Consider the following 12399-nt stretch of genomic DNA (forward strand, 5'->3'; position numbering starts at 1 on the left):
AGACTTTGATTATTTTAAAGTTTCCCTTCTGCGAATAATCTTCTTATTTCTTTCTTGTCAAATTTACCAACACTTGTTTTTGGCACTTCCTCAATGAACTTATAATTTTCTGGAATTTGATAGTTGGCAAAATCTTTACTTAAGTATTCTTTCAATTCTTCAACAGAAACATGATTATTGCTATCGGCCAAGACCAATGTAGCCAAAGGTCTTTCTGACCATTTTTTATCAGGTATGGCAATTACCGCAGCCTCTCTAATTTTTGGGTGTGACATTAATGCCAATTCCAAAGCAACACTAGAAATCCATTCACCGCCACTTTTAATTAAGTCTTTAGTTCGATCAGTGATTTCCATGTATCCATTTTCATCAATAGTACTCACGTCACCAGTTCTAAACCAACTGTCTTTTGTAAAGTTATCACGACTATTGGTCTTGAAATAAGACTTTATTACCCAAGCCCCTTTTACCTGTAATTCTCCCATGGTTTTGCCATCACGTGGAGCAACCTTTCCATCATCGCCGACAATACGCATTTCTATGCCTGGAAACTCTATTCCCTGCTTGGCACGTATTTTAATTTGCTCCTTGTTACTAAGGCTTTCGTGTTTTTTCTGAAGCCTACTGGCTGTGCCAAGTGGAGATGTTTCTGTCATACCCCAAGCTTGAACACCTTTTATACCAAAATCCTTTTCAAAATTTTCTATAAGACTTGCAGATAATGCAGAACCGCCAACTAAATATTCTTCTAAAGCTAATTTTTTCTTTGGCGGATTTTGTTTCATTTCCTCATAAACACCTCTCCAAATAGAAGGTACCCCGTTAGCCTTATTTATATTCTCGCTTTCCAGAATTCTAATAATAGCATCTGGTCTCAGGTGTAAAGAAGGCATTACCATATCTGAACCAGTTAAAAGGCACATGTATGGAAAACCCCAAGCCATAACATGAAACTGTGGTACAATGAGTAAAACAATGTCTTTATTGCTATAATTACCTGCATTAGGGGTGAGAATGGTCATAGCGTGCAAATACGTAGATCTGTGTGAGTATAATACACCTTTGGGCATACCTGTAGTTCCACTGGTATAGCACATACCACTTGCATCGTTCTCATTTAGCTCAGGCCATTCAATAGTTTCTAATTGCTCTCCTATTAAGTCTTCATAATGTATTGTATTTGGTAAGGAGGTAGTGAAACCTTTGGGTGCGTTAATAATAATATACTTTTCTACGGTCTCTAATTTTGGTGCAATTTTTTCCAATAGAGGAACCAGGGTGGCATCTACAAAAATGACCTTATCCTCAGAATGGTTAATTATAAATTCTGTCTGTTGAGATGATAATCTAATATTTATAGTGTGGCATACCGCTCCAATACCAGGTATTCCATAATATAGTTCTACATGCTGATAATGGTTCCATGCAAAAGTGCCAACCATATCGCCTTTGGTAATACCAAGCTTGTTTCTTAAGGCATTCGCCAATTGACAACATCTTTTGTATAGTTGACCGTAATTATATTCATGCCTACTACCATCTGGTAAGTAAGAGATTAGTTTTTTATCAGGAAAAGCACTTCTTGCATAATTTAATATGGTAGTTGTGGTTAGTGGGTAATCCATTATTAATCCATTCATAAAAACACACTTTTAAGTTATAATAATTGTTTGACCATTAAATTTAATGAATTTAAAATGAGAAATCATCACAATTTTAACATTATAAAATGTGAATTAATTATAGTTAGTTGATAATGTGATGTATACTTTTTTAAGATTAAAAAATAATTTTATTAGATAATTCAAGACTAGTGTTTATCAGTAAACTTGCTTAGTTGAAAAATAAATTATTAGAGATTGAAAAGAGTACTATTAGTAGTGATTTTATTAATGTTGGTGTTTTTAGGGTTGACGTATTGGTCATTATCTAGCACGGATAAAACTTTTGATACCTGTGAGATTATTGGACTTTCTGATGTAGAGAAAATAGATTTTAAAGCGTATGATTCGGTATTGGTTGCTGCAAGTACTCTTTATGAGGGTAATAGTTTAAAAAATGTAATGCAGGGAGAGCAATATAGAAAAGCATGGTCTACACCTGTAAAAGTTCCTATTTTATACTTAAGTGATATTGATGATGATTTAAAGGTGTTGGAAGAAGGTGGCGGAAAACAGACACATTCTTTAAAAGTTCAGAGAGGTGATGGTACTTTAATGACTTTACGTAGTGTTTCTAAAGATCCTTCGCCTTTAGTGCCAAAAGTGGCTAAGACATTGGGTATAGAAAATATAATTGTCGACGGTATTTCTGCTCAACATCCTTATGCGGCATTAGTGGTAGCAAAACTTTCTGAGAAAGCAAAAATCCTTAACACCAGGCCAAAGGTCGTATACGTGCCAAAACATGAACAGTTATCTAGTTATAATAACAAATACGGAAATAGACTATTTCTTTTGGAGTATGAAACAAAGGGTAATGCAAACTGGTTAGGACTTAAAAATGTAGATTCATTAGTGGACACTGATAATCTGCAAGAACTGAAAATAAACAATGCTAGCAGGGTTAGTATAGATGAAAAGTCTCTGGTTAAGGCACGTTTATTTGATTTGTTAATAGGTGATTGGGACCGTCATGCCAAACAATGGGGCTGGGCAATTGAGAATATTGGCGATTCTATAAATGCAATTCCATTACCATGTGATAGAGATAATGCTTTTTTTAATTTAGAAGGTGTTTTGCCTACTATAATTTCTAACAATAAATTTCTTCCAGAAGTGCAATCATTTGAAAAAGAAATTGATTTTTTATCAGGTCTCATTTCTCTATTTGATGTTTATTTTATGCGAGATATTCCGCCATCTGTATTTGAACAAGAAGCGAAGAAATTACAACAATTGTTAACTGATGAAGCTATTGAATCATCTTTCTCCGTTTGGCCTGAAGATATATTTGAACTGGATGGAAGAGAGCTCATCAGCAAAATCAAAAGCAGAAGAAATAATCTAGTAAACTATGCAAAGCTGTATCAGCAAGAATTGGTTAAAAGTGAAAAATTGACCAAAGCTTTAAAAGGGTCTGAAGATGTGAAAATGACCAAAGCGCAAATGGCATGTTTTAATTGTGTGATAGATTAGTCTACGCATAGCATTTTATAATCAATAAACTTGAAATTATGACTGAAATTACAGTAACAAAAGCTGAAAAATATATAAAGAATTTGTTATCGGAACAGATGAACAAAAACTTTCTATTTCATAGTCAAAGTTATGCCAGTAAAACTGTAAAAAAAGCAAATAAGATACTAGAATCTTCAGCAAATGAAAATATTGATCCGGATAGCGTGTTATTAGCTACGTGGTTTCTTCATGCTGGATTTTCAATAGATTATGATAATCATGTTCAAGAGAGTGTGTATTTGGCTACTAACTTTTTACAAGAAAATAGTTGTCCACAGAATGAAATTACTTTTGTGGTTCAATTAATAGAGCGCGCATGGAAAAATGATAAACCTAAAAATGAAGCTGAAGCCATTGTGAAAGATGTTTGTACATGGTTTTATGCATCAGAAGATTTTGAAGAAATGCTTCAGTTATTGCGGTTAGAGTTAGAAAATTTCAATGGAACCAATCCTGATTTAGATACATGGAGGCTAAACTATCTTGAAAAACTTAGAATAGAGCATAGATATTATACTGACTTTGCCAAAGAAAATTGGCAGGAACAGAAAGAAGAAAATATTTTATCGTTAATATCTAGATTACAGAAAGCTGAAAAAACAGAAAAGAAAGAAATACTAAAAGCTAAATTAAAAGATGAGAGTCCGCAGCGGGCAATTCAATCTTTATACCGTATAGAACTTAGAAATCATATTAAATTGAGTGATATAGCTGATACCAAAGCAAATATTCTATTGTCGGTCAATGCAATTATTATTTCGTTATTGTTAGCAAATCTAATACCAAAACTAGATACACCATCTAATTCATATCTTATTTATCCAACGGTAATTTTTGTTCTTTTTAGTATAGCTTCCATGATTATGTCGGTACTGGCAACAAGACCAAAAGTGGATAATACAAATGTGGTAGAAGAAGATATTAAGAAGAAGGATACCAATTTCTTATTCTTTGGAAATTTTCATGCTATGGAGTTGGGTGACTTTAAATCCAAATTAAGAGATATTATAAAAAGTAAAGAATCTATCTATGACTCTTTAAGTATGGATTTATACTATCTGGGTAAAGTATTGCAAGAGAAGTATAGATTGTTACGCTGGACGTATACTGTATTTATTATAGGTGTAATATTATCGGTTATTGCGTTTGGCTTTGCATTAAAATACTATGGTATGGAAGATGAACTTTTAGATGCTGTAACGCCTGTACCGAAATAATCAATTAGTCATTAATTAAACCAGACCGCATATTTTTTGCGTCTAAGTTCAAGTGCTAATTGCTCCTCCATTTTTAAAGCGTCTGTTCTTGATTTAATAGGGTCTATATGATTAAAGAGACTGCCACGTAAATACAAACCGTATTTCTGTACAATTGTAGAAGAAAGTTTATGTCCTTTTTTACTTAATGTGCCGTTCTTATGCTGGTCAAAACGTTCCTTTGGAGTCTTGCTGGTCATACCAACATAAAGACATTCTAATACTCCGTTGAATTGTGGATTAGCTTCCCGAAATTTTCTGTTCTCGGAAAACACTTTTTTAGATAATTCAATAACGTAAATAAAATACATATGAAGTAGTATGAAAAATAGACTTTAATATATTTTTATTGATTTAGGCTATTCTTCAGTAATCTCAATTCCTTCTGTGGTAAAAGAAAAAGCTTGCGCACCTAAGCCACCTACCATCACTGCTTGAAATAACGGTTTTAATTGTTTTTTGGAGTACCAGTCAATTAAGAAATTAGCACCACTACCACCAGAGGTATCTTGTTGTTCAATAACATAATCAATAGATTCCATTGGGGTAAGGTAAATAGGGGAGTCTATGTAGCTCCTGACCAAATCACCTTCCGTATTGTAATAATCAATTTTACTAACGAATAAACTGTCTTTTAAGCTGGTATTTCTAATGCTTAAAGTAGCGGTAAGTAGAGTTCTTGAATCTCTTGTCTGATTATAGATGTCAGAGTATATAGGAACATATACCTCTCTGGTAAGAGTATCGTTTAAAGTAGCATTTGCCGTTCTGTCTAAAGTATGGTTATCAAGTATTTCTACAGGAATTTCTTCTTTAGATGTTTGCTTACAAGATAATATTGTAGTGGCAAAAACAGCTATAAGGCAAATGCTACTAAAAGATATATTTAATTTTCTCAATTGATATTGTTTAATCTTCCCATTCTGTATGAAAAATACCTTCACGGTCTAAACGCTCATACGTATGAGAACCAAAGTAATCTCTTTGCGCTTGAATAAGGTTCAAAGGTAATTTGCTAGAAGTATAGGCATCAAAATAAGTAAGTGAATTGGATAAACCAGGTAACGGAATTCCATTCTTTGCACCAAAAGCTACCAGCTCTCTTGCTGCGTCAACAGTTTCTTTTACTTTATCTACAAAATTTGATGAAAGTAACAAATTAGGTAGTGTTGGTTCAGCCTTAAATGCTTCTGTGATATCTGCTAATAAGCCAGCGCGTATAATACAGCCTGCTCTCCATATTTTAGCAATTTCAGAAATGTCTAAGTCGTAACCATATTCCCTAGAGGCATCTGCTAATTGATGTAAACCTTGAGAGTATGTGATTATAAATGAGAAGTACAAAGCCTTTTCCGTTAATGCTTCTAGCTTCTCTTTGTCCATATGGGCTACCGTTGGTCTATCATAAAGAGCATCGGCTTTAATTCTTTCGTCTTTTAGTGCAGAAAGTTCACGCATACTCACGGCAACATCTATAGAAGGAACAGGAATACCTAAATCCATCGCATTTTGACTTGTCCATTTACCGGTACCTTTTTGCTTTGCCTTATCTAAGATTTGATCAACTAATCTCCCTTTTACCAATTCATCTTCTTGTTCAAAAATTGCAGAAGTTATTTCAACTAAGAAAGATTGTAACCTTCCTGAATTCCATTTTGCAAAAGTGCTGTGTAATTCATCATTATCATAATCTCCTCCTTTTTTAAGAACATCATAGATTTCAGAAGTTAATTGCATTAATCCATATTCTATACCGTTATGAACCATTTTTACGTAGTTTCCGGCAGATTTTGGACCTAAATATGCTACACAAGGTTCGCCATTATATTTAGCCGATACAGCTTCAAAAATTGGTTTAATATGTTCGTAGGCAGATTTTGATCCACCCGGCATAATACTAGGTCCTTTACGTGCACCTTTAGCGCCACCAGAAACACCTGCGCCAAAAAAGTTGATATCTTTCTCTTGTAAATAAGCTTCTCTTCTGTCAGTATCTGTAAAGAAAGAGTTTCCTCCATCAATAATTATATCTCCTTCATCAATATGTGGTAATAAGGATTCTATTACGCCATCTACAATTTTACCTGCAGGAACCAAAAGCATAATTTTACGTGGTTGCTTAAGGTTTTTTACAAACGTTTTTATGTTGCTAGAGGCACTTACTTTATCTAAATCTCCTCCTAAAGTCTTTAAAGCCTCTACTTTTTCGTCATCTAAATCATATCCATAGGCAGAAAATCCGTTATCGGCTACATTAAGGATAAAATTTTGTCCCATTACTCCAAGACCTACTAAACCAAAATCGTACATAAATTGAATGTTTTATAATTAGAATACATTATAATGTTACAATTTTTAATTATTTATTGTTTGTAACATAATGTGAATCAAAAATAATTTAAAATATTGACTTTAAATCCAAATTGTATCTTAATAACGCCCGATAATGGCTTAGTTTTTAAGATATTTGAAGAATAAAGAATATCAACCTATAATGAAAAAGACAGAAAATCAAATGCTCGTAATTTTTGGGGCATCTGGAGATTTAACGGCAAGAAAACTTATACCAGCTATATTCAATTTATATAAGGGAAATGAGTTACCTGATAATTTTGTGGTGTTGGGTGTGAGTAGGAGTGATTTAGGCGATTTACAATTTAGAAGTAAGGTAGTTTTAGAAAGCCCATATTTAGAAAAAGAACGAGAAGAGTTTGATAATGATTTCATTGAAAAGTTCGCAAATAAACTTTTTTACGAAGATTTAGGTTCTGATTATGATACATCTTATGAGCGTTTAGAAAAACGTATTTCAGATTTAGATCAGAAATACGGTACGGACGGCAACCATATGTTCTACTTATCTACACCGCCAAGTCTATATCAGCCAATTGCAAAAAATTTATCTGACCAAGGTTTAAATAATGAAAAAAATGGTTGGAGAAGGTTGATTGTTGAGAAGCCATTTGGTTATAGTTTAGATTCTGCCAAAGAATTAAATGACGGTTTACATACTTATTTTAAGGAAGGTCAAATATTCAGAATAGATCATTATTTGGGTAAAGAAACAGTTCAGAATTTATTGGTAACACGTTTTGCCAATAGTATTTTTGAGCCACTTTGGAACAGAAATTATATTCATCATGTAGAGATTACCAATGCAGAAAGTGTTGGTGTTGAAAAAAGAGGTGGATATTATGATAAATCTGGGGCATTGAGAGATATGTTTCAGAGTCATTTGTTACAGATAGTTGCTTTGATTGTAATGGAGCCGCCTTTAAGTGCAGATGCAGAAGAAATTCGTAATGAAAAGCTGAAAGCATTGAAGTCGCTTAGGATTATGAATGACGAGAAAACACTTTTTGAAAATACAATTAGAGCACAATATGTATCTTCTAAAATTGACGGGCAAGAAGTAAAAGGATATAGAGAAGAAGAGGGGGTTGATGAAAATTCAACAACAGAAACCTTTGCGGCAGTTAAATTTTTTGTTGATAACTGGCGTTGGGCAGATGTTCCTTTTTACGTGAGAACGGCAAAACGTATGCCTACAAAAGTAACAGAGGTAGTTATACATTTTAAAACTCCGCATCATCAAATTTTTAAGGAATCTGGAATTAATAATAAGGATAACAAATTAGTTATTCGAATTCAGCCAGATGAAGGTATTCTAATTAAGTTTGGTGTAAAAGTACCGGGACAAGGATTTGAGGTAGAACGTGCAAATATGGATTTCTATTACTCTAGTTTGTCAGAAACAAATGTTATGGAAGCCTATGAGCGTCTATTATTAGATGCAATGCAAGGTGATGCTACATTATATGCAAGAGCAGATGAAGTTGAAGCGGCATGGGCTTTTGTAGATCCAATTCTTGAATATTGGAATAGTGGTAAGGATGTAAAAATGTACGGTTATGCAGCCGGTGTTTGGGGTCCAGAAAATGCCAATGAGCTTATTGAAGGTGTTGGGGAATGGAGAAACCCTAGTGAAAACTTAGCAGATGAATCTGGCTATTGTGTTATTTGCTAATTAGTAGTCGTTACAATTAAAGTAAAAGTAAAAATGGAATTAAAAGTTTATCAAAATAAAGTAAAGGTTGCAGAAGAGTTTTCTAAGTATTTAATTGAAAAATCAGGTACTCAAAAAGCTTTTCATATAGCCTTATCCGGCGGTAGTACCCCTAAAATTGTATTTGATGTTCTTGCAAAGGAATTTTCTGGTGATGTAGATTGGAAGAACATTCATTTATACTGGGGCGATGAAAGATGTGTAGCACCTACCGATGATGAGAGTAACTATAAAATGACAGTAGAACACCTTATTTCTAAAGTAGATATACCAGAAGAGAATATTCATAGAATTAAAGGCGAAGATGACCCAAAAACTGAAGCTAAGCGTTATGGTGAGTTGCTAGATAAAGAATTGCCAAAAGAATTAGGTTTACCTCAGTTTGATTTAGTGATACTTGGTATGGGAGATGATGGTCACACGGCATCAATTTTTCCTCATGAAATTAATCTTTGGGTTTCTCCAGATAATTGTGAGGTTGCTATACATCCAGAATCCGGTCAAAGACGAGTTTCGCTTACGGGTAGAATAATAAATAATGCCAAAACTGTTGCTTTCTTGGTAACTGGTGAGAGTAAGGCAGAAAAAGTGAAAATTATAGTGGATAGGGAAGAAGGCTATTTAGAATATCCTGCAAGTCACGTAGCACCTAAAACAAAAGACTTGGTGTGGTTTTTAGATGCTGCCGCGGCAAAGCTTCTTACTTCATTTCAATCTTAATATTTTCAGATTGTAATTCTTTAATATATTCTTCTGAATTAAAGGTTTTGGATTCAAATTTAGTGTCTCTTTCTTGAGCCTCTAATTTGCGGTATTTGCTACGTGCAAATCTTCTAATACCTTGGTCGTCAGAAATAATTAAACCTGGTACGGGAACATTTTTACCATCTGTTCCCTTAGCCACCATGGTAAAGTAAGACGAGTTACAGTGTTTTTTAGTGCCAGATGTAATATTCTCCGATTCAACACGAACACCAACTACCATAGAAGTTCTACCTGTATAGTTTATACTTGCTTTTAAAGTCACTAGTTCACCAACTTCAATAGGGTTTAGAAAGTTTACACGGTTAACCGATGCTGTTACGCAATACTGTTGAGAGTGTTTAGATGCACATGCAAAAGCAATTTGATCCATAAGGTTCAAAATGTGGCCACCATGCACTTTTCCTCCAAAGTTTGAATGGGAAGGTAACATCAACTCAGTTATAGAAACTCTAGACTCCCTTACACTTTTAAATTTTTCCATAGTCCTTGTGTTTCTTTTTAGTTTCTAAAATGTGGTGATTTTTCAGCATGTACCTCGGTTACAAAATATTTGGTGTCACCCAACCAAAAGAAAGTTGTGTAGCGTTCTACATAACTTACTTTTACGTATTGACCTTGATACTCCTGTAATTTTTCAATGACTTCTTGGTCTTTGTCCAAAACTGAGAAAGAGAATATTTGAGCACCAGAAATTCCTTGGCTTATTTCACCTTCCCAAGTTTTTACAACTACGCCCTTGTGGCTTATTTTAATAAGTTCTCCTGATCTTACACCTTCGCTAAAAGTTACAAAGTAAATAAAGGCATAATAAAGCGCGCCAATAACGACAACGCCTAATAAAAGTAATGATACTATTTTTTTCATGTGTTTAGTTTATATTTAATGGTTGGTATTATAATTTTAATTTAGGTTCTTCTTCAAAATCATCATCATCAAGTGCTCTATTTATAAGTGATTCAGGGATTGATTTTTTCGCTTTCGCACCCATTTTTTTAAGTTTTTCAATACTGGTGATAATATTTCCACGACCCTCAACTAGTTTGTTCATTGCGCCACGGTATTCATCTTTAGCGTCGTCCATTTTTTTACCTACTTTCATGAGGTCGCCTACAAAGCCTTCAAACTTGTCATAAAGTGCACCAGCTTGTCGTGCAATTTCAATGGCATTTCTTTGTTGCTTTTCATTATTCCACATGCTATCAATGGTCCGCAAGGTAGCAAGAAGAGTTGAAGGAGTAACAATAATAATATTTTGCTCAAAAGCTTTGTTATATAAAGTATTGTCTTGATTAATAGCAATTGCAAAAGCAGGTTCTATAGGAACGAACATCAGAACAAAATCAGGACTCTCCATTTCATATAAATCCTCATATTTCTTGGCAGATAATTGATTTACGTGTCTTCTTAAGGAGTTTATATGGTCTTTTAAAAATTTCTCTCTTAGTTCATCTTCGGCATTTACATACCGCTCGTAATCGGTCAATGAAACTTTAGAATCTACCACCATTTTCTTACCATCAGGTAAGTTTATGATAACATCTGGTAGCACTCGGCTACCATCTTCACGAGTAAAACTTTGCTGAACAGTGTATTCTCTATCTTTCTCTAAACCTGATTTTTCTAATACGCGCTCCAAAACCAGCTCGCCCCAATTACCCTGCATTTTACTATCACCTTTTAGGGCTTTTGTCAAATTCTCGGCCTCTTGGGTAATTTTTATATTTTGGGTTTGTAGGTTTAGTAATTGCTCTTTTAAAGCCGAATGAATACTGATGTTTTCTTTCTGACTTTCTTCAACTTTCTTTTCAAAAAGAAGTATTTTTTCATTTAACGGAGTAAGAATATTTTTAATGTTCTTCTCATTACGTTCGGTAAATTTTAAACTTTTTTCTTCTAATATTTTATTGGCAAGATTTTCAAACTCCTTCGTGAATTTCTCTTGAAGTTTTTCTACTTCTTCTTTCTGTTCCCTATTCTTTTGCTGTAAATTTTCTAAGTCTGCCTGGTAGCGAACAATCTGATTGCCTAATTGTTCTTTATCTAATTGTAGTTGTGATTTATAATTCTCACTCGCTTTTAATCGATCTTGAAAAACAGAAAGGTTATTTAGCATTTGCTGCTCTCTTTCTTCTAAAATGCTTTGACGAGATTTTGTTTTTAGAAGCTGAATATAGTTACCCAAAAAATATCCAATGGCAAGACAAAGGATAGCAATGATCAAATAAATATAAATTTCGTTCATTATTAAATTAGAGTAATCTGGTAAAGATACTTGATTGGGTAATAAAGTTTAAATGAGCCGGTCTGTTTTTAATCAACATACTTAATTGAATATCTTATAAATGTAGAAATATCTATTTATTTATTCTAAAAGAGCCAGTGTTGGCATCAAAAGAAATGGTGTCGGTAGGGAAGAGGGTGTTAAAATTATTGTTCTCGATTAATTTACATGGCTCATTGAATGCATTCTCTTTTCCGTCTAAAATAAGCATCTTATCACATAGCTGAATTGCAAGTTCAATTTCATGACTAGTGAACAATATCACTTTATTTGTTTTGTGCGCAATAGATTTCAGTAGTTTCAATATTTGAACCTTGTGGTACAAATCTAAGTGAGTGGTTGGTTCATCTAATAATATGATATCGGTATCTTGAATTAAAGCTCTAGCAATAAGTACCCGTTGTAATTGACCGTCACTCAACTGAAAACATTTTTTATCTAAGAAAGGTTTCAATTCTAAAATGTCAATACTATTATTTATGATAGAAATATCTTTATCGGCTAATTTACCTAGCCAATTTGTGTATGGTTGTCTGCCTAGAGCCAATAGCTCATAAACAGATAAATTTTTAGATGCAATTGGTTCTGTAAGAACAACACTAATTTTAGATGCTATTTGTAATTCGCTATAGGTAGATAATTCTTTTCCTTCAATTGTTATTGCGCCAGAAATTTTTGGCTGAAAATTACCTAAGGTTCTTAACAATGTAGATTTTCCTATTCCGTTAATACCAACAATAGCTGCAAGTTCTCCTTTATTTAATTCAAACGAAATATTAGACACAACAATTTTATCATCATACCCAACGGATAAATTGTTAATAGAAAGGGTGCTATGTGCTATGTTTTTAG

The 12399-nt window shown here is 33.5% G+C and carries 12 protein-coding genes; 4 read left to right on the plus strand and 8 right to left on the minus strand.

The window, feature by feature from the left end; translation table 11 throughout:
- Positions 1-14: 14 nt before the first annotated feature.
- A complete protein-coding gene (locus PXD56_RS06895) occupies positions 15-1640 on the minus strand; it encodes a long-chain fatty acid--CoA ligase (RefSeq protein ID WP_276492605.1) in 1626 nt (541 codons plus the stop codon).
- 219 nt (positions 1641-1859) lie between these two features.
- Between PXD56_RS06895 and PXD56_RS06900 the strand changes: the two genes are divergently transcribed.
- Both PXD56_RS06900 and PXD56_RS06905 read left to right on the plus strand, forming a co-directional pair.
- Positions 1860-3137, plus strand: a complete 1278-nt coding sequence (locus PXD56_RS06900) for a hypothetical protein (protein ID WP_276492606.1) — start codon at positions 1860-1862, stop codon at positions 3135-3137.
- A 38-nt stretch (positions 3138-3175) separates the two neighbouring features.
- Positions 3176-4396 carry a Pycsar system effector family protein gene (locus PXD56_RS06905; RefSeq protein ID WP_276492607.1) on the plus strand — a complete coding sequence of 407 codons (1221 nt, stop codon included), beginning with the start codon at positions 3176-3178 and terminating at the stop codon, positions 4394-4396.
- Positions 4397-4407: 11 nt separating this feature from the next.
- Here the strand turns inward: PXD56_RS06905 and PXD56_RS06910 are convergent, their stop codons facing one another.
- From PXD56_RS06910 to gndA, 3 genes are read right to left on the minus strand one after another with little or no spacing between them, the layout of a single operon-like run.
- On the minus strand, positions 4408-4746 hold the full coding sequence (locus PXD56_RS06910) for a GIY-YIG nuclease family protein (RefSeq protein WP_276492608.1): 339 nt from the start codon (positions 4744-4746) through the stop codon (positions 4408-4410).
- Between the two features lie 48 nt (positions 4747-4794).
- Complete coding sequence (locus PXD56_RS06915) at positions 4795-5334, minus strand: DUF3124 domain-containing protein (RefSeq protein ID WP_276492609.1); 540 nt, start codon at positions 5332-5334, stop codon at positions 4795-4797.
- A gap of 10 nt (positions 5335-5344) precedes the next feature.
- Complete coding sequence (gndA, locus tag PXD56_RS06920; RefSeq protein WP_276492610.1) at positions 5345-6745, minus strand: NADP-dependent phosphogluconate dehydrogenase; 1401 nt, start codon at positions 6743-6745, stop codon at positions 5345-5347.
- Between the two features lie 184 nt (positions 6746-6929).
- Here gndA and zwf point away from each other — a divergent pair, with 184 nt between their 5' ends.
- Both zwf and pgl read left to right on the plus strand, forming a co-directional pair.
- Positions 6930-8462, plus strand: coding sequence for a glucose-6-phosphate dehydrogenase (zwf, locus tag PXD56_RS06925; RefSeq protein ID WP_276492611.1), 1533 nt, complete (start codon positions 6930-6932; stop codon positions 8460-8462).
- 33 nt (positions 8463-8495) lie between these two features.
- Positions 8496-9221 (plus strand): 6-phosphogluconolactonase, encoded by a 726-nt coding sequence (pgl, locus tag PXD56_RS06930; protein WP_276492612.1) that lies wholly within the window; start codon positions 8496-8498, stop codon positions 9219-9221.
- Here pgl and PXD56_RS06935 read toward each other — a convergent pair.
- The 4 genes from PXD56_RS06935 to PXD56_RS06950 form a co-directional block, all read right to left on the minus strand.
- Positions 9202-9747 (minus strand): acyl-CoA thioesterase, encoded by a 546-nt coding sequence (locus tag PXD56_RS06935; protein WP_276492613.1) that lies wholly within the window; start codon positions 9745-9747, stop codon positions 9202-9204. The two genes, pgl and PXD56_RS06935, sit on opposite strands and share 20 nt — an antisense overlap.
- 17 nt (positions 9748-9764) lie before the next feature.
- Positions 9765-10130, minus strand: coding sequence for a 6-phosphogluconate dehydrogenase (locus tag PXD56_RS06940; protein WP_276492614.1), 366 nt, complete (start codon positions 10128-10130; stop codon positions 9765-9767).
- Positions 10131-10158: 28 nt separating this feature from the next.
- Positions 10159-11508, minus strand: a complete 1350-nt coding sequence (locus PXD56_RS06945) for a DNA recombination protein RmuC (protein ID WP_276492615.1) — start codon at positions 11506-11508, stop codon at positions 10159-10161.
- 112 nt (positions 11509-11620) lie between these two features.
- Positions 11621-12331 (minus strand): ABC transporter ATP-binding protein, encoded by a 711-nt coding sequence (locus tag PXD56_RS06950; protein WP_276492616.1) that lies wholly within the window; start codon positions 12329-12331, stop codon positions 11621-11623.
- Positions 12332-12399: the final 68 nt, after the last annotated feature.

The sequence above is a fragment of the Maribacter zhoushanensis genome, from assembly GCF_029350975.1.
GTDB lineage: Bacteria > Bacteroidota > Bacteroidia > Flavobacteriales > Flavobacteriaceae > Maribacter > Maribacter zhoushanensis.